Origin of the sequence: Streptomyces yokosukanensis (assembly GCF_001514035.1) — a bacterium.
Taxonomy (GTDB): domain Bacteria; phylum Actinomycetota; class Actinomycetes; order Streptomycetales; family Streptomycetaceae; genus Streptomyces; species Streptomyces yokosukanensis.
This window is the reverse complement of the sequence record NZ_KQ948209.1, coordinates 348,803-365,515: the sequence shown is the minus strand read 5'-3', so window position 1 is coordinate 365,515 and position 16,713 is coordinate 348,803. Positions and strand designations below refer to the sequence as shown.

General features: G+C 65.9%; 18 protein-coding genes and 1 pseudogene. 5 read left to right on the top strand and 14 right to left on the bottom strand.

Annotation, left to right across the window (positions count from 1 at the left end; translation table 11 throughout):
• Positions 1-465 (top strand): NUDIX hydrolase, encoded by a 465-nt coding sequence (locus tag AQI95_RS11555; RefSeq protein ID WP_067121077.1) that lies wholly within the window; start codon positions 1-3, stop codon positions 463-465.
• 326 nt (positions 466-791) lie between these two features.
• Here the strand turns inward: AQI95_RS11555 and AQI95_RS46445 are convergent, their stop codons facing one another.
• The 3 genes from AQI95_RS46445 to AQI95_RS11545 all read right to left on the bottom strand — a co-directional run bounded on the left by AQI95_RS46445 (position 792) and on the right by AQI95_RS11545 (position 3,884).
• Positions 792-1,541, bottom strand: a complete 750-nt coding sequence (locus AQI95_RS46445) for a DNA methyltransferase (protein ID WP_159056506.1) — start codon at positions 1,539-1,541, stop codon at positions 792-794.
• 617 nt (positions 1,542-2,158) lie between these two features.
• Complete coding sequence (locus tag AQI95_RS47295) at positions 2,159-2,851, bottom strand: hypothetical protein (protein ID WP_159056505.1); 693 nt, start codon at positions 2,849-2,851, stop codon at positions 2,159-2,161.
• 1 nt (position 2,852) lies between these two features.
• Positions 2,853-3,884 (bottom strand): DUF262 domain-containing protein, encoded by a 1,032-nt coding sequence (locus AQI95_RS11545; protein ID WP_244188719.1) that lies wholly within the window; start codon positions 3,882-3,884, stop codon positions 2,853-2,855.
• 427 nt (positions 3,885-4,311) lie between these two features.
• On the opposite strand from AQI95_RS11545, the gene AQI95_RS11540 reads away from it, so the two are divergent.
• Positions 4,312-4,605, top strand: coding sequence for a hypothetical protein (locus tag AQI95_RS11540; protein ID WP_067121072.1), 294 nt, complete (start codon positions 4,312-4,314; stop codon positions 4,603-4,605).
• A 241-nt stretch (positions 4,606-4,846) separates the two neighbouring features.
• Here AQI95_RS11540 and AQI95_RS11535 read toward each other — a convergent pair whose 3' ends face one another.
• From AQI95_RS11535 to AQI95_RS11515, 5 genes are all read right to left on the bottom strand, one after another.
• Positions 4,847-5,149 (bottom strand): hypothetical protein, encoded by a 303-nt coding sequence (locus AQI95_RS11535; protein WP_067121070.1) that lies wholly within the window; start codon positions 5,147-5,149, stop codon positions 4,847-4,849.
• Positions 5,146-5,862: a GntR family transcriptional regulator gene (locus AQI95_RS11530; RefSeq protein ID WP_067121559.1), complete on the bottom strand. Its 717-nt coding sequence runs from the start codon at positions 5,860-5,862 to the stop codon at positions 5,146-5,148. Before AQI95_RS11530 ends, AQI95_RS11535 begins: the two co-directional genes overlap by 4 nt.
• A gap of 8 nt (positions 5,863-5,870) precedes the next feature.
• On the bottom strand, positions 5,871-6,095 hold the full coding sequence (locus AQI95_RS11525) for a hypothetical protein (RefSeq protein ID WP_067121067.1): 225 nt from the start codon (positions 6,093-6,095) through the stop codon (positions 5,871-5,873).
• 199 nt (positions 6,096-6,294) lie between these two features.
• Positions 6,295-6,465, bottom strand: a complete 171-nt coding sequence (locus tag AQI95_RS48930; protein WP_244188706.1) for a hypothetical protein — start codon at positions 6,463-6,465, stop codon at positions 6,295-6,297.
• Positions 6,466-6,611: 146 nt separating this feature from the next.
• Complete coding sequence (locus AQI95_RS11515) at positions 6,612-6,896, bottom strand: hypothetical protein (RefSeq protein WP_067121063.1); 285 nt, start codon at positions 6,894-6,896, stop codon at positions 6,612-6,614.
• Between the two features lie 79 nt (positions 6,897-6,975).
• Here AQI95_RS11515 and AQI95_RS11510 point away from each other — a divergent pair, with 79 nt between their 5' ends.
• Both AQI95_RS11510 and AQI95_RS11505 read left to right on the top strand, forming a co-directional pair.
• Positions 6,976-7,731, top strand: a complete 756-nt coding sequence (locus AQI95_RS11510) for a GntR family transcriptional regulator (RefSeq protein WP_067121061.1) — start codon at positions 6,976-6,978, stop codon at positions 7,729-7,731.
• A gap of 116 nt (positions 7,732-7,847) precedes the next feature.
• Entirely contained in the window at positions 7,848-8,576 is a 729-nt protein-coding gene (locus tag AQI95_RS11505; RefSeq protein WP_159056503.1) for a hypothetical protein, read from the top strand.
• Positions 8,577-9,043: 467 nt separating this feature from the next.
• On the opposite strand, the gene AQI95_RS11500 is transcribed toward AQI95_RS11505, so the two are convergent.
• The 5 genes from AQI95_RS11500 to AQI95_RS11480 form a co-directional block, all read right to left on the bottom strand.
• The gene (locus tag AQI95_RS11500; RefSeq protein ID WP_079071195.1) at positions 9,044-9,574 is read right to left on the bottom strand and encodes a hypothetical protein; all 531 of its coding nucleotides are present in this window, start codon (positions 9,572-9,574) and stop codon (positions 9,044-9,046) included.
• 59 nt (positions 9,575-9,633) lie between these two features.
• On the bottom strand, positions 9,634-10,245 hold the full coding sequence (locus tag AQI95_RS44725) for an MmpS family transport accessory protein (protein ID WP_079071194.1): 612 nt from the start codon (positions 10,243-10,245) through the stop codon (positions 9,634-9,636).
• 580 nt (positions 10,246-10,825) lie between these two features.
• Positions 10,826-12,118 (bottom strand): arginine deiminase, encoded by a 1,293-nt coding sequence (locus AQI95_RS11490; RefSeq protein ID WP_067121055.1) that lies wholly within the window; start codon positions 12,116-12,118, stop codon positions 10,826-10,828.
• Positions 12,119-12,210: 92 nt separating this feature from the next.
• Positions 12,211-13,671 carry a basic amino acid/polyamine antiporter gene (locus AQI95_RS11485; RefSeq protein WP_079071192.1) on the bottom strand — a complete coding sequence of 487 codons (1,461 nt, stop codon included), beginning with the start codon at positions 13,669-13,671 and terminating at the stop codon, positions 12,211-12,213.
• Between the two features lie 7 nt (positions 13,672-13,678).
• Positions 13,679-14,323: a hypothetical protein gene (locus AQI95_RS11480; protein WP_107121601.1), complete on the bottom strand. Its 645-nt coding sequence runs from the start codon at positions 14,321-14,323 to the stop codon at positions 13,679-13,681.
• 309 nt (positions 14,324-14,632) lie between these two features.
• Between AQI95_RS11480 and AQI95_RS50570 the strand changes: the two are divergent.
• Positions 14,633-15,157 (top strand): annotated as a pseudogene (locus AQI95_RS50570) (SPFH domain-containing protein); the annotation flags it as partial.
• A 247-nt stretch (positions 15,158-15,404) separates the two neighbouring features.
• Here the strand turns inward: AQI95_RS50570 and AQI95_RS11470 are convergent.
• On the bottom strand, positions 15,405-16,691 hold the full coding sequence (locus AQI95_RS11470; RefSeq protein WP_244188705.1) for an MFS transporter: 1,287 nt from the start codon (positions 16,689-16,691) through the stop codon (positions 15,405-15,407).
• Positions 16,692-16,713: the final 22 nt, after the last annotated feature.

The following is a 16,713-nucleotide window of genomic DNA, read 5'->3' as shown; positions in this document are numbered from 1 at the left end:
ATGCTCCTCTACATGAGTCAAGCACAGGAAGCGACACCCTCCCCCCTGCACTCCGTATCCGTGGCCGGAGTCGTAGTGCGCGAGGACGGCCGCCTCCTGGCGATCCGCCGAGCCGACAACGGCACCTGGGAACTCCCCGGCGGCATCCTCGAACTCAACGAGACCCCCGAGGCCGGCGTAGCCCGCGAGGTCCTGGAAGAGACCGGCATCCACGTCGAGGTCGACGAACTGACCGGCGTCTACAAGAACCTCACCCGCGGCATCGTGGCCCTGGTCTTCCGCTGCAAGCCCTCCGGCGGCACCGAACGCACCTCAAGCGAGTCCACAGCCGTCTCCTGGCTCACACCCGACGAGGTCAGCGAACGCATGGCCGAGGTCTTCGCAGTCAGACTCCTGGACGCCCTGGACGGCAACGGCCCCCACGTACGCAGCCACGACGGCAAACGCCTCATCCCAGCGGGATAAAACCTTCTCTCCTTCATCAAGGCGGCTCGCTCCGCTCACCGCGCGCGGCCCGACCCCCGGCCGGGCCTGCGCTCTTGTCTCCGCCCCGCTCCAGCCCGGCCGGCGCCCGTGCCGCGCGCACAGCAATCAGCCACCTGACGTCAGAGAAGGGGTACATCGTGGCTGGGGCGGTCGGCTCCACGGCTTTAGCCAGCCACTTTGGCGCGAGCCTCGAAGATCATGGCCCCAACGTCGTGCTTCACCGGGCAGGTCCACAGACTGCCCGACGCGCCGAAAGCTTACGGGGCCATGATCACTCGCGCCAAAGCAGCTCCCGGCCAAAGCCGCTACGCCGACCTCAGACTGAACGTGATCACGCTTTCCGACACTTGAGCCTTTTTGTACTCTCGCGCCGACTTGTTCAAAGTGGTCAACGTCCTCTTGACTGGAAATTGCTCATTGAGGACAAGGCCCCACCCTCGAACCTCGGCCTCATCGATGCAAATATCCGCAAGAGGAACCGGCTCGTCCTTGTAGTACGAGTCCTGAACCACCATGCAGAGCGTTCCCCCAGGCTTAACAACGCGAGTCATCTCATCGAAACCCGCCGACAGGTCACGCAAATACTGCCTGGTCTGCTTTAGGTAGTAGCCGCCTGAAGCCTTGCTGCTATGCGATGACACTCGATGCATAAGGTCGCAGGCAATTTTGCCCGGTTTAAATTGACTGGCAGCGTCACCGCGGATGAGCGTCGTCCCCATAAGGTCCGCTCGAAGATCACGGTTGCTCAGCACGTCGATTCCTAGGACGGCCAGTTCCCGACAATAGGCGACACCGTAGTCGATACGCGTTAGGTAGGGAGGAGACGTCAGAATGAGATCGACGGAATCGTCGGCAATGGGCAACCGATCCGAGGAAGCTGTAACGATTGACGTGCGCCCTGCTCCTCGAGGAGCAGACATTAGCCGCCCCCAAAGGTCTTCCTGCTCCGCAAGAATCAAGCTATCCAAGTCATCGGGAGAAATATCCAACAGTTCGTCGTCAGATTTAGCACGTTTCACCCATGTGGGATTGCTCCCTTCGAACCGCTCAGTCACGGATCGAACAACCCGGAAAATACTTACCGTTCCCACAATTCTAGCTTCGAGAGACTCGCCCTGAAAGCTACGCGTCCAGTCCCTTATGCGCGCAACAGACGCCAGCGAGAACCAATTAGACAGCGCATCTTGGGCAGCTTTCTTCCCAGAAGTCCTAGACCTGCGAGGAGGAAGAAGCACATTTCCAGTAACTCGAACCTGACACCTCAACTGAGCAACAAGATTCGCGACAGGGTTCCGATCGATACCGAACGACGGGTGCCCGTCGGACTGCGCAGCAAGGGTGGTGGTTCCGCTCCCATTCCACGGATCAAGTACCACCTTCTCCGGATCTCCATTCGACTGAGCGTGAAGCTGCTTACATGCCCAGTCGAACGCGAAGCCTGCATAGTAGGGGAAGATGTCTGCCAGGCCAGCAGTCTCCACCGGAGGCCTCTTGGGCGACAAAATACGGGGCCTATCGAGAAAGTCATCACTCGAAACAGGCAGGGGAAGCTGCACCACCGCGTTGGCTCCGCCCTCCGCTTGACCTCTCTTCACAGCCTCTTCCCACTTACTCGCACACGAACGCCCAATTATACAGCACGATCTAATCTATGCCGTTAAGAGGGTAACTACTAGGGCTTCCTGTCTTCCAGCCAATACCAAACCCCCAAATGAAAGTGCTGAATCAAATCACTCAGGCGGCTGATCATTTGCCGTAGATCGGACGGTTTTTTGCTTCTGCCCACGACTACCGGATCCTCGGTCCAGTGAGCGACATCGTTTCGCTTTCCTTTGATCTCCTTAAGCAGCAGAGCGTCATTGGGGTCGTTCTTCCAGTCTCCGGGGAGCCCTAGTATCATCCATAGCGCTTGGAAATGCTTTTCACCGATGGTCTGCCCATCGGCCAGCTTGAAGAGATCCCCGAAGTCGACTACAGGACGAGCGTCGTTGGCGTGAGAGAGAACGGTTTGGACGATTCCAGCACGCTCTATTAATGCAGCGACATTGTCGGTTCCACACTTGCGAAACGTAGCGGCATCCATTGCAGCCACGAGAGAGGCTGGGAGGTGTCTTCGTTCGATACCCAGATTCAGCACATCTGCCGCCAAGGCGGCAGGAAGCTCTCTCATTAGCTCCTCGAGCACTCCTCCCATCACAACATACGACAATGCTCGGTTTATCGCCGAGAAGCCGTCATGGTCGAACTTAAGGGCCGAAGACGAACCCGTGTTAGACGCCTTCTCGAGAGAATCGATACGACGTCGCTCGCGGTCGAGTTGACCCACCGCATGATCGAACACAGCAGTAATCGTCAGGGTCGTCATTTCAGGAGAAAAGCTCCTGCGACCGGAGGATCCTGCCGCGCAGCTTCGGGCGACTATTCGTTCCTTGAGTGCTGAACCCTACCAACTGCTCGTCATTGGCCCATCCGTCGGCAGGGATCTTAGGCCTTTTTCCCTCCTTAAAGATACGCGCAATACCAATCAGCACACCCTCCAGTTGGTTTACCGGGGTTACGGACACGCCGGAACGAGTGAAATGGCCACCAGTAACCTGCTTCAAGTGAGAGACGGCCTTGAGGAAGATTTGGCGATCTTCATCGAGATTCGTGTCATCCACTCGCCGCTTGATGTAGTTGTTCAAGAAGCCGACTACATCGCCATCGAACTTGTCCATCCCATCCATGTAGGCAAAGAATTTCAGAACGATCTCCTCAGCGGTACCGTCCACCTTATTCTTAGGTTGAAGCTTCAAAAGATCTTTGTAGTCTTGCGTTGCGGCGAGCTCTTCGATCAAACTATTGAAAGGTCCGCGGAACACACAGCTACGGATCTCTTGAGGTGTCAGCGCCACGGCGCCGGCGTTCAGACGCCGGAACAACTCGAATCGCACCCCGGGATCAGACTTGTCACTCAGGACCTGAACCCGCACATATCGCTTGCCAAGCGTCAGGCGAATGGGCATGGGAAGGTCTTTGTATGACAGCCCGGAAAATTTCTTCAACTGATTCAGGTTGCTCAGTTTGAGCGGTTCTGCAGAGAACTGCAACTCCTCAGCCCCGGGTACATCTATCCCATAGAACTTGAGGATCGTCGCCGTGCGCTGCAACCCGTCGACAACGTCCCACGTACCGTCTTTATTCGTAGCCACAAAGATGGCCGGAATAGGGAGGCCGAGCAACAGCGATTCAATGAGGGCAGATTGAACTTCGTTGGGCCATCGAAATTTACGCTGGTATGCCGGTGCAACGCGGATCTCTTCTTCTTCGACCATTCGAACGATCTCACGAATCGACAGGTCGAAGTATTCCGTGTCCACTGCTTGCCTGTGGGTGTCCAGCTCCGCTTGAAGTTCCACGGCGTCCAATCGGTACCCCCTCATAACAGACATATTGATCATATGCGGATTTTCATCGCGTGGGATCAGTACATCGTTTGGTGTTCGCTCGCAGGCCTGAAGATATTGGGACCTCGTCCGCAGCCGCAATAAGGACCTCTGGCCAGATGACGCAGCTTAAAGTGGCGGGCCCCTGCGTTCCAAGGATGTCCGCACGTCGCGCGCCATCTCGGCTCACGTCCGAGGAGGTCACGGTCCAGGCGCCGCCACTTCCTGGGCCAGCCAGGACCCGCAGCATGTTGGTAGGCCAGCCGCCATCGGTGGGATCTGGCATCTGATGCCGTTCGGGGCAACGCACAGCCGATGTGGTCGGAGTGGCGGACTCAGCCAGCCGAGGCTTGGATCCGCGTAGCATGTGTGGGCCGGACATTCCACTTGGGGGCAACACATGGGCAAGGCAGCCGAGCGCAGCCAGCTGGAAGACGACTTTTACGGCCTCGCCGGCCGGGTGGAACGGCTCATCAATACTGACTGCCGGCGTACTTCCCTCAACCCGGACCGGCTGAGCCTCTGGCAGGGACTCTACCGAGAAGAGGCAGCCTTGGTCCTGCAACGCCGCGACAGCATCCTCCGTGAAGGCGGCCTGCCGCGGCACGTGGCGACCATCGAGCAGCTCGCCGAGTGGAACTCGCACGCAAGGAAGCTCCTGGTGAACGCACCGGACGAAGCCTCCACCGAGTAGCAACGCTCTGTGGACCACTTGTGGACCCACCTCTCGCTATGCGACAACCACGAGCGTCTGACCTGCGCATACCTCAATGAACCGAGCGGCCTCCGGAGCCGTTACAGGCCATCCCGTCAGGGTGCACGCACGACGTATAGCTCGGGCTCGGCTAACGACGCAACAGGGAGAGGTCCCGGGTCTGTGTCCGGGCTCCTCTCCCTGTGAGGGCTGAAGCAGCCGTTGTTACTGACCGTCTCCTTCAGAAGCGGTGAGGTTCCCTCGCCATCAGGAGGTGGCCGCGGCTGATCGCTACGCGGAGTACATCGCGCAGAGATCCGGTCAGCTTGTCCGCCAGACGGCGCACGTCCTCAGGCGCCGAATCTCTGTCGCTGAGGGTTTCCGAGGCCTGGTCCAACAGTTCGGCCGCCATCCCGAGTTGCATCGCCTCGACGTTGTCCGCCAGGCGGGACATGTGGCCGTTTCTGTCATCGGTGCTGAGGTAGCAGGGCGTGCCCTCCCGCCCTGCCCACGGGAGAAGCCGCAGTTCACTCCGTGCCGTCATCCCTGCGTCTTCCTCTCGTCGATCACGTGGTGGGTAGTGAAGATCGCGTCGACGCGATCCCCCGGGAACACCAGAAGGGCGGCTTCGACGACCCGCCCGGCTGCGTCGGCTGCGACGCGCGTGATCGCGAGGATCGCCAAGGCTGAGTTGATCCGGAGGGCCGACGCCTCATCTGGTGTCGGGAGGCGGGCGGAAACCGTTTCTCTGACGTCTGCCGGCAGAGGGTTGGGCACGGCGAAGCTCCTTGGGGATCCGTGGCCAAGCGCAGCGGTCGGCGCCAGGTCGTGCGGGACGTAGATGCGGGCCAGGCTGTGCGGGGACTCTCCCTCGTAACTGAGACAGAGGAACTCGGTCAGTGGGCTGCCGTTCGGAACTCGCAGCAGGGCCGTCAGATCCCCGCACGCACCGATCGCGGTCGTGCGGACCGTGACGCGCAGGTCCGCGTCAGCAGCAGTCCGAGGGTCCAGCGTGCCCCATCCGCCGACGTAGGTGATTTTGCGGAGAGGGCGACGAACGAAGTTCCCCTTACCGTGGATCTTCTCGACGATTCCTTCTCCCTGAAGCACCGCGAGAGCGCTCCGCAGCGTCGCCGTGCTGACCTTGTATTGGCTGGCCAATCCGGACTCAGGCGGAAGGCGTTCGCCAGGCTTGATGCGCCCGGTCGTGATCTGGTGCCGGAGGCTGTCGGCGATGTCGTGATGACGAGAGGCCATGAACCCGATCACCGCCTTCTCGTCATCCGCACCGCGGCGAGTCGGGTACGCGTGTGTATGGTCAGAAGCTCGCCTGACTCGAAGAGGAGTTGCTTGGCGCCGTTGGGCAGTTGGAAGAGGTTGCCCACACGGCATGCCCGGCCGCCGACCTGGATGATGTCGCCGCGCCGGACGGTGTTCGCGGTGACCTCGACGTTGGATGCCAGCGCGCCGACGGGGGCAGGGACTCTCACCGCTTCACCTCCGATGGCGCGGAATGGGCGAGCATCGAGTGGCACAGGCAGTCACACGCCTCATAGACCACCGGCAGGTCGACGGGTGCCGAGACCGGGGAGGACTCCGCGCAGGCGGAGTGTGTGCCGATCCGGCATGCGGTCGACCGGTAGGCGGTGGCCGAAGTGTCCGCAATGCGGGGCTGTTGGCGGGAAGGCATCAGCTGACCCCCGCCAAGGCCGACCAGGCTTCCGTCGACAGACGGGAGGCGACGACCACCGCGCGCGGCCGTACTCGCTTCTCCCAGGCCAGCACGTACGGGCGGACGAGCGCATTGTCCTCGCCCGAGAGCAAGTCCGCGCGGTACTCGGTGTCCGGGGCTTGTCCCAAGGTCGCCGCCAGTCCGTCACCAGGCGCAGCGGGCCCGGCAGTAGCCGTCGGCCGGGAGGACGTTAAAGGCCGGCGGTGCCTGCCCTTGGGGGCGTACCGCGCTCTGGTGAGCGAGACGGCACGGCGGATACGGTTGAGCACGCTACTCAGCTCCTATCGCTGATGGCTGGTCCCCCGACATCGCCCGTCGTGGGGACCGCTTTGCGTACGACCGCCCAGAGGGTGCGGCCGTTCAGACTGGTGGCGACGAGACCGAACCGATCGGCTTCCGCCACCGCTTCCAGGACCTCCCGCCATAAATCGGCAGAGAGCGAGTCCGGCACCTCCGCTTCGACCGACGCGTACCGGTCGTGCTCCTCCACTCGCGCGACGAGCCCGACGGCGGACAGCCGGGCAACGATGGCCGCCGCGCTAACTCCCGAAGCGGGCACAGGGCAGCCTCCGTCACCGGCGAATCACTTTCAGTGAAGCTAGTTAACTAGATTAGAGCTAGTGGACTAGATTTTCCATATGCCTGAGCAGCCGCCCTATCTCCGTATCGCTGACGAACTCCGGCGGCGGATCGCGGAGCACGTATGGGAGCCGGGGGATCGTCTGCCCTCCCGTGCGCAGATCGGCCAGGAGTGCGGCGTGGGCGAGAACGTGGTCCGCCGGGCGCAGGAACTGCTGATCTCCCAAGGTGTGCTGGAGGGGCGGGCCGGATCGGGCACGTATGTCGCCGAGCCCCGGCAGCGGGTCCGGGTCGTCCGGTCGTCGGCTCGGGAGCAGCCCAGCGGATCGCCGTTCCGCGCGGACATGAAGGCCGTGGGCAAGCAAGGCGATTGGGAGAGCCGGACCGATGCCAAGGTCCCGGCGCCGGCGGACATTGCTGCGCGGCTGGGCATCTCCGGGGGCGACCTCTGTGTCCGGACGACGTACGAGTTCCTGGCCGACGGCAGGCCCGTGCAGCTGTCCACGAGTTGGGAGCCGTACGACCTCACCGCCGGCACTCTCGTTGTCCTCCCCGAGGGAGGGCCGCACGCCGGGGCGGGTGTCGTGAACCGCATGGCCGCGATCGGCGTCACCGTCAGCCACGCCGTGGAGCAGCCCGAGCCGAGGCAGGCGACCGCCGAGGAGGCGTCGATACTCGGCATCCAGAAGGCCGCACTCGTCACCCACATCCGGCGGACGTACTACAGCGACCAGGGACGGCCCGTGGAGACGGCGGACATCGTGGTACCCGCCGCGCACTGCGAGATCGTGTACGAGATCCCGATCAACCGCTAGTCGACAGTCGACAGCGAGCCCACCGCCCGTTGAGGCCGCTCGCCTGGCATCGCCCGTGCCCCAGGGGCATACGCCGTCGCCGCTGACCACGGAGGCGCGCCGAGTACGCTCCGCGCATGGCTGTTTCTGTGCACATCCCGGAGTACCTCGACGACTGCGAACTGGTGGCCGCCGAGGATCTTGCGCGGGAGCCCGCCTTCTGGCTCGCCCACCTCCTGTTGACCGTGGGTGATCCAAGCGAGGATCCAGAGCGATACGGGGTGGACGAATCGGTCTACGAGGAGATGGTGGAGCACCTGGGCGACCCTAAAGAGCCCTGGCCTGTGCTGCGAGTCCCCTTCGCCAGTGGGCATACGGCCTACGTTGTGTATGCCAACTTCGAAGACGTGAACAACGTCGAATTCTTCGTCCGCCACCCGGACTGGGGGCGACTCGGTTACCTCGGTCAGTGCGGTGCGGACGGAGCCGGCCCCGGGCTGTCCTGGGCGGAGTTCACCGCTCTCGTCGAGGCCCCACAGGACAGCGCTGAAGGTTTGACGGATGCATCACAACGCCTTCTGCTCCTGCTTCCGATGCTGGGCGATGCCGATATGCCCGGCGAAGCACACGGCATGATGGCGCAAGCGCTGTCCCAATGTGGCCTGCATCCCGGCGCAGCCGACGAGTTGGCCACAGCCCTGCTGGGCGAGGACGAGCCAGACGGCGCCCCCTGCTGGACCGTGACTACCGACAGCCCGATCGCAGTGTGTTCGTCGTCCTACAGCCCGCGCCAAATACCGCTCGCCCTCGGTATCACACCAAGCCAAGCCCAGGCCCTCGCGGACGCCCTCAACGGACGTGGGTGACATCCACGGCTGACATCAACGAGGCCGAACGGCAGCACACAGCGGCGCCCCCGCACGACCGTCGGATCAGCCGACGGCGGCACCAGGGGTGGGCGTAGATCGAACTCCTAAAGCGGGTGTCGCAGGTTCGAATCCTGCCGGGGGCACAGTAGCGAGCAGGACTGATGCCCCGGAACTCCCAGGTCAGGGAGGGTCCGGGGCCTTTTTCCTTGGGCCACTTCCCCACTCTCGCTGCGTCTTCTTTACGGGTGGATGCACTCTCACCACGAGTGCCGACGTACTGAGCGTCGCCTAAGCGATCAGAGGAAACCGCAGGTCACTTCACACGCGAACAACCCCTGCACGCCGTCAGGGGCGCTACGGTTAACTTGGGACTTTGCACGACCTCGGCCGGAGAGGGCCGGGGTTGACCAACGGCATCGAGCACCTCGGGAAGCAAGGCCGCTACACACCTGGCCTTCGACGCCTCATCCTCCCTGGGCTGTGACGTCGGTGATCTCCACGGACACATTCGTGCCCGCCGAAGCAGTGCTGATCACGGACGGCGTGTAGTTCAGGCTCGTCCGGTCCGACAGCTCGGCTGTCTCGATGACCGGGCCGGACTCGTCGCCGTGGATCTCGTAAGTGATCTCGTACACGGCGTCCGGGTCGATGCCCTCGCTGTCCCCCAGGTAGGTGAGGTCCGGCTCGACCGTCACATTGCAGCCGGCCGTCCCGAAACACTGCCGTTTCGTGGTTCTCAGCTCGATGGTGAAGCTGTCGGCGGTCACCTCGCCGTACGACGGCGTGGGGGTCGGTGTCTCCGTGGCGCCGCCCGTCGGCTTGGCGGCCACGGCCGGCTTACTGCCGTAGCTGGAGTGCATGACGACCATTCCGGTGCCTATGACCGCCGCGATGACGGCGGCGGCTGAAGCCGCGATGATCAGGTTGGTGCGGGACTTCATCACCGGTGGTGTCGGGCTGTACGGCGGCATCGGTGGTGGGCTGGCGTCGGTCATGGTTCCCCCAGGGGCAGTTGTTCGGTTCGAGGATGGGCGGCCAGGAATCCGGGCCCCTCTTACTGCCAGCCGCCGGTGAAGTCGCTGCTGAGCTGGGCATCGCAGATGTTGTAGCCGCCCGACGCGTGCCCGGACTTCGTTTGCCCGTCCACGGTCACGCTGCAGTTGATGTCCCCCGAACCCTGCAGTTGGGCGTTCAGCGTGTAGTACATCGCCCCCTTCTTGAGGGGCAGAGTGGCCTCGAACTTGCCGTTCTTGAATACGCCCTTGCGGGTGTCGTTGTCGGAGCCGTAGTTGATGTCGAGACCGCCGAGCGCTCCGGCCGGGGCGGTCCCCCAGACTTTGAAGACGACGGTCTTCGGGGCGCTGGCCCTCTTGCTGTCGTCCTTGGCGCCGGCGGCCATCTTGTTGCCGGTCGTGGACTTCGAGGCGCTGCTGCTGGAGTCGTTCGAGCCGCTGCTGCTGACGGCCGCAGCGGCGATGCCGAGGACGATGGCCACGCCGACGAGGCCGAGACAGCCGAGACCGATGACCTTCCCTGCGCCGGGTCCCTTTTTCGGTGGCTGCGGCTGAAACGGCGGCTGCCCGTACGGCTGCTGGCCGTGGGGGGCCTGGCCGTAGGGCTGCTGCGGGCGGGCCCATCCAGGGTGCTGCGGCTGCTGGTTACTCACGGGGCCCCCAAGGTGTCTGCTGTCGAAAGCAAGTTGTGGGACATGTGAAGATGGCGTGCGGTTGCCGCTTACCTGCTGGATTCACCCCATCGTGGTAACTGGCCAGGCGTGCACGGCCGGCTGTCCCGCAACGAAGGCTCTGACTGGGCGGATTGCTGCGGAGGGATGAGACGCGGGTGCGGGCGGTCCGGGCGTCTTCGGCGAACAGGGCCAGCGCCGCCACAGCGGTCGGGTCGTCGAGCGATGGGCCAAGAGGTCTCCCGAACGCGGCGGGACACCAACCGGATTCCCGTTTCGCGCCGGGGACGAACTTGGCGCGCCGGGCCGCACGTGTGTCGAACTCGCGGGACGAGTGGCCGGGACAGCGTTGAGGTCACGGCCGCCGACGTCCTCACCGAGACCGTGAGCGCCCGTGCCTGTCGACTCGTGATGCGCACGGCGAAGGAGCCGTTCCCCATGGAGACGACCTACACCTGACAGCCGGTGGACGCCGGCCACACCCGGATGACGCCGCGGAACCGGGGCGAGTCGTCCGGCTTCGCCAAAGTGAGTGCTCCCGGTCGCGGTCGGCCTGCCGGGTTCAGAAGTCCACCGGGTCGCGGGCGATGGGGCAGGTCATGCAGTGGCCGCCGCCTCGGCCCCGGCCGAGTTCGGCGCCGGTGATGGTGATGACCTCCACGCCGGCCTTGCGGAGCAGCGTGTTGGTGGTGGTGTTGCGGTCGTAGGTGAAGACGACCCCGGGCTCTACGGCGACCGCGTTGTTGCCGCTGTCCCACTGCTGGCGTTCGGAGGCGTAGAAGTCGCCGCCCGTCTCCACCACGCGCAGGGCGTCCAGGCCCAGGGCCTCGGCCACCACCTGGGTGAAAGGCATGGTGCCCTCGTCCACGACGTCCAGGCCGGGGGCCCGGTCGGTGGGGTGGAGGGTGAAGGTGTGGATCGCGTCCATGATCGCGGGGTAGACGGTGACGATGTCGCGGTCGGCGAAGGTGAAGACCGTGTCCAGGTGCATGGCGGAGCGGAGCTTGGGCATGCCGGCGACGATCACCCGGTGGGCGGCGCCGTTCGCGAAGAGTGCCGCGGCGACCTGGGTGATGGCCTGGCGGGAGGTGCGTTCGCTCATGCCCATGAGGACCACCCCGTTGCCGACGGGCATGACGTCGCCGCCCTCGAAGCTGGCGTTGCCCCAGCGGGTCTCGGGGTCGCCCCACCAGATCACCGAGCCGGTGTAGTCGGGGTGGAAGGTGTAGACGGCCTTCATGAGCAGCGTCTCGTCGTGCCGGGCCGGCCAGTACAGGGGGTTGAGGGTCAGGCCGCCGTAGAGCCAGCAGGTCGTGTCCCGGGTGTACAGGGTGTTCGGCAGCGGGGGCATCAGGTATTCGCGGGCGCCCTTGTCCTCCTGGGCGAGGGATACGTGTCCGTTGCGGAAGTCCTCCGGCAGGTCCGCCGTGGCCAGGCCGCCGATCAGGTACTCGGCCAGATGGCGGTCCGGCAGTGATGCCAGGTAGGCCCGGGTGTTGTCGACCAGGCCGAGGCCGACCTGGTTCGGGGTGATCTTGCGGTCCAGGAGCCAGTCGCGGGCGCCGGGCACGGCCAGGGTCTGGGTGAGCAGGTCGTGGAGTTCGACCACCTCGACCCCGCGGCCGCGCAGCTTGTTGACGAAGTCGGCGTGGTCGCGCTGGGCGTTCTCCACCCACAGCACGTCGTCGAAGAGCAGGTCGCCCGCGTTGCTCGGGGTGAGCCGGCGGTGGGCCAGGCCGGGAGCGCAGACCAGCACCTTGCGCAGACGGCCCACCTCGGAGTGGACGCCATGGGCAGCGCCGTCGGTGAAGGGGGAGGTGGCGGTGGCGGTGGCGGTGGCGGTGGATTCGTTCACAGGTGCAGTCACATTCCCGGTCCCGGTCCCGGTCCCGGTCTCGGGCGCGTTCGTGTTCGGTCTCGCGTTCATGGGCGTTGCTCCGTCAGGGGTCACAGATGGATCCAGCCGAGTGCCAGCGCGATGACGCCCATGGCCGCGCCGGCCACCGACACCGCGAAGATGACGGCCTCGCGGCCGGAGAAGACCGGCCGGCCCTGTTCACGGCGGCCCATGGCGAACAGGACGGTCGCCGGCGCGTAGAGGATGAACGACACCAGGACGAACTTCGGTCCGGCCGCGTAGAGGAGGAAGGCGGTGTAGAGGGTGGCCAGTACGGCCACGATCAGCTCGCGTCGGGCCCCGGGCGCCGTACGGCCCGCTCCGGCGGCGTGCCGTACGCAGTAGGCGGCGGCCAGCAGATAGGGGATCAGCGACAGCGCGCTGGTCAGGTCCAGCGCGAAGTCGAACGCGTCGCCGGAGAAGAGGGTGATGACGAGGACCAGCTGGGACAGACAGCTGGTCAGCAGCAGCGCCGGCACGGGTACGTCGGCCCTGCTCACCCTGGACAGGAAGCGTGGCATGTCCTCGTCCTTGGCGGCGACGAACAGCACTTCCGCCGCCATCAGCGCCCAGGCCAGATAGGCGCCGAGCACCGAGATGATCAGCCCGACACTGACGAACGCGTTGCCCCAGGTGCCTACGGCGGCCTCCAGCACCCCGGCCATGGAGGGCTGGCGCAACTGGGCGATCCGTTCCCTCGGCAGGATGCCGTACGACACGATCGTCACCGACGCGAAGACGGCGAAGACGCTGAGGAAGCCGAGCACGGTCGCCCGGCCCACGTCCTCGCGCCGTCTGGCGTGTCGTGAGTACACGCTGGCGCCCTCGACCCCGAGGAACACGAAGACGGTGGCCAGCATGGTGCCGCGAACCTGGTCGAACAGGGACCCGACGTGCCCCGCTCCGTGCACGTTGTCGGCGAAGACGTGGGGTCTGAGGCAGAACAGCGCGAGGACGATGAAGACCAGGATGGGGACGAGCTTGGCCACGGTGACGATCCGGTTGATCGCCGCGGCCTCCTTCACGCCGAGCCTGATCAGGAAGAAGAACCCCCACAGACCGACCGAGCCGAGCACCACGGCGAGGACGGTGTCGCCGTCGCCGAGCGCCGGAGCGATCTGCCCGATCGTCGACATGATCAGCACCCAGTAGGTGACGTTGCCGACGCAGGCACTGGCCCAGTAGCCGAAGGCGGAGAAGAAGCCGAGGTATTCGCCGAACCCGGCCTTCGCATAGGCGTAGACACCGGCATCCAGGTCGGGGCGCCGCACGGCCAGCGTCTGGAACACGAACGCCAGCATCAGCATCCCGAACCCGGCGATCACCCACGAGATCACCGCTCCCGCGACACCGCTCTCCTGGGCGAACCGCCGTGGCAGCGAGAACACCCCCGCGCCCACCATCGAGCCCACGACCATCGAGGTCAGGGTCGGGAAGGACACCTTCGCCGCCCGCGAGGGCTCCGCGGGCACTCCCGACTCCGCCTCCGCCGTGCCTCCGCCCTGTGCCATGGGCCCCTCAGTACCGCTGCGCCTTCGCGACCTCGGCCTTCAGCTTCGGCTCGGGAGGCTCATGGCTGATCACGACCGGATGCACCGTCTCACCGGGCTTGACCTTCTCCGCGCCGACGTAGCGGCTCTCCACGACCTTCCCGCTGGAGTCGCGGAAGTCCACCTGGACCGCGAAGGACGCCGCCTTGTCCGAGGAGTTGCGGATGTTGACGTGCAACGCGAGCAGGCCGCCCACCTCCGACCGGGGCATGCCGGTGAGCGAGACGTCGGAGGCCGCGTTGCCGCGCCCCTGGACCTTGTCCAGTTCCTTGCGGGCCGCGGCGTTCGCCCGTTCGGTCTGGGCCGACACCGACGCCTCGAACTCCGAGGCCCTGGCCGAGGCCGAGGACGCCGCGGCGGAGGCCGACGCGCGGGCCGACGCCACGGCGGAGGAGGCGGCCGAGGACAGCGCGGAGGGCGCCGTCCCCGAGAACGACGCCGTGGCGGGAGGTGAGGGGCGGGGGCTGAACGACGTGCTCCCGCTGCTCTTGCCGCCGCCGCTGCCGCATGCCACGAGCGTCAGGCATCCCGCGGTGGCAAGTACAGCCCCGGCGACGACGCCCGCGCCGCGACACCGCCGTGACCGACGGCCCTCAGACACACCGCTCCCCATGCCATCGATTCCCTTCCGTGCCTGCGTGCTTTCGCGCTTGCCTGCTTCCCTCCGGGGCCGCCGATTCATACCAGTTCCACGGGTTCCGCCGAAGGAAGTGCATCGTTTTCGACCGCGAGGTGTTATGCATCCTTATGTCGCGATCATCCCGTTCATGCTCCCCCACGGACGACGGCCCCGCGACCGGACGCGAGAGCCATCGGCGCGGCGGTGGCATTTTTGACGCAGTCATGACGCGGGGTCCGCATCCTTTCGGCCGCCCACGGTGTCCTTGCCTGTGTCCGTGCCGGTTGCGAGGATTGGAGTGCCATGGATGGCACCGTGGTAGCGGTCGTCGTGGTGGTCCTGTTGGCGCTGCTCGTGCTGAAGAGCGGGATGCGGGTCGTCAATCAGGTGGAGCGCGGGGTGGTGTTCCGGTGGGGGAAGGCGCTGCCGAGCCATCGGCAGCCCGGGGTCACCTTCCTCATCCCGTTCGCCGACCGTATGCGCAAGGTGAACGTGCAGATCGTGACGATGCCCGTGCCCACCCAGGAGGGCATCACCCGGGACAACGTGTCGGTGAAGGTCGACGCGGTTGTCTACTTCCGCGTGACCGACCCGTTGCGCGCGTCCATCGAGGTGCAGGACTACGTCTTCGCCGTCGGGCAGGTCGCCCAGGCCTCCCTGCGGTCCATCATCGGCAAGAGTGATCTGGACGATCTGCTCAGCGACCGGGAGCGGCTGCACGAGGGGCTGGCGCTGATGATCGACTCCCCCGCCGCCGGGTGGGGCATCCACATCGACCGGGTCGAGATCAAGGACGTCCAGCTGCCGGAGTCGCTGAAGCGGTCCATGTCCCGGCAGGCCGAGGCCGAGCGGGAGCGGCGGGCCCGGGTCATCACCGCCGACGGCGAGTTCCAGGCCGCGCAGCAGCTCGCCAACGCCTCCCGGATCATGTCCGACACCCCGGAGGCCATGCAGCTGCGTCTGCTGCAGACCGTGGTCGAGGTGGCCGCCGAGAAGAACTCGACCCTCGTGATGCCGTTCCCCGTCGAGTTGCTGCGCTACTTCGACCGAGCGGTCCAGAAGATCGACAACGACCTCAGCAAGCCCCAGACTCCGCCCCAGCCCCAGAGTCAGACTCCGTCCCAGACCGAGAGTCAGGTCCAAGAGGCTCCGGCGCAGACTCATGCGTCGCCCGCTCCGGCCGAGCAGGCCCAGGTGTGGCCGCAGGAGCACATCGAACGGCCGTAGCCAGCGCCAGCGTCACGCCCACCGAGCCCGCCGCCATCACCGTCATCCCGGCGGCGGGCGAGGTGAGCTGGGCGACCGCGCCGGCCAGCGTCGCGCTCAGGCCCTGCAGGGTCAGCATGCCCGCCGAGTGCAACCCGAGCGCCTGCCCGGCCAGTTCGCCCGGTGTCAGTTCCATCAGCCGCTCCTGCTGGATCAGGCTCGCGCCGAAGCCCACCGAGGCGACCGTCACGCACACGGCGGCCACCGGCAGCGGCGGGTGCGCGCAGAACACCAGGTACGGCGCCGCGAGCAGCAGCAGGAGGGGCACGGCCAGCCGGCGGCGCACCCCGGGCGGCAGCAGCCGGCCCACCGTCACGTCCCCGGCGAACATGCCGAACGCACCGCAGGCGAACAGGGTGCCGGCCGCGTGCGGCGCGTACGACACGTACAGCGACTCGCAGCCCACGACCAGGCCGTTGGGCAGCCACAGGCCCAGATAGGTGAGGCGGCGCGGGCGGGACGACCACAACAGGGCGTTGGTGCGCCAGGTCGCCGCTGCGGAGGGCCGGCCCGCCGTCCTGGGCGGGCGATCCGTCAGGCCGAGCCGCAGCACCAGCGCGGCCACCAGGTACAGGGCCGCCGCAAGCAGCAGACACACCCGTGGGGAGAGCGCGGTGAGCAGGGCGCCGCCGGTGGCGAACCCGGCGATCTGCATGAGCCCGCCCATCATGTTGAACAGCGAACGCCCGGGCAGATAGCCGCCGTTGTCGAGCAGCTCGTTGAGCAGGCCCCAGCGGACCCCGCCGCCGAGGGAGGCGACGAGGCCCAGCACGAGGAGGACGGCGAAGACCCCGCCGACCGGCATACCGGGCAGCGCCTGTACGGCCGTACCGATCGCGAAGGCCAGCGCGATCGCGGACAGCGCCGTGCGCGGGCGCAGCCGGTCGGCGCCGGACAGCAGGAACGTGGCGCCCAGCACCTGGGCGAGCGACGGGCCGAACATGCTCACCGACGACAGCAGCGGCGACCCGGTCGCCCGGTACACCAGTGTGCCCAGGGCGAGTCCGCCGACGGTCGAGGCCGCGGTCTGCGCGGCGCTGCCGAGGAAGAGCGGGGTGAACTCAGGGGTGCGCAACAGCGAGCGGTACGTGGGCATGGCCCGGAGTCTCGGGCGGGCC

What these genes read in the sequence shown, in the direction of transcription:
- AQI95_RS11535 (WP_067121070.1), bottom strand. Translation starts at nt 5,149, where the DNA reads ATGACGGCACGGAGTGAACTGCGGCTTCTCCCGTGGGCAGGGCGGGAG.
- AQI95_RS11480 (WP_107121601.1), bottom strand. Translation starts at nt 14,323, where the DNA reads ATGGGGAGCGGTGTGTCTGAGGGCCGTCGGTCACGGCGGTGTCGCGGC.
- AQI95_RS11470 (WP_244188705.1), bottom strand. Translation starts at nt 16,691, where the DNA reads ATGCCCACGTACCGCTCGCTGTTGCGCACCCCTGAGTTCACCCCGCTC.
- AQI95_RS11500 (WP_079071195.1), bottom strand. Translation starts at nt 9,574, where the DNA reads ATGACCGACGCCAGCCCACCACCGATGCCGCCGTACAGCCCGACACCA.
- AQI95_RS11505 (WP_159056503.1), top strand. Translation starts at nt 7,848, where the DNA reads ATGGCTGTTTCTGTGCACATCCCGGAGTACCTCGACGACTGCGAACTG.
- AQI95_RS11485 (WP_079071192.1), bottom strand. Translation starts at nt 13,671, where the DNA reads ATGGCACAGGGCGGAGGCACGGCGGAGGCGGAGTCGGGAGTGCCCGCG.
- AQI95_RS11555 (WP_067121077.1), top strand. Translation starts at nt 1, where the DNA reads ATGCTCCTCTACATGAGTCAAGCACAGGAAGCGACACCCTCCCCCCTG.
- AQI95_RS11540 (WP_067121072.1), top strand. Translation starts at nt 4,312, where the DNA reads ATGGGCAAGGCAGCCGAGCGCAGCCAGCTGGAAGACGACTTTTACGGC.
- AQI95_RS47295 (WP_159056505.1), bottom strand. Translation starts at nt 2,851, where the DNA reads ATGACGACCCTGACGATTACTGCTGTGTTCGATCATGCGGTGGGTCAA.
- AQI95_RS11530 (WP_067121559.1), bottom strand. Translation starts at nt 5,862, where the DNA reads ATGGCCTCTCGTCATCACGACATCGCCGACAGCCTCCGGCACCAGATC.
- AQI95_RS11510 (WP_067121061.1), top strand. Translation starts at nt 6,976, where the DNA reads ATGCCTGAGCAGCCGCCCTATCTCCGTATCGCTGACGAACTCCGGCGG.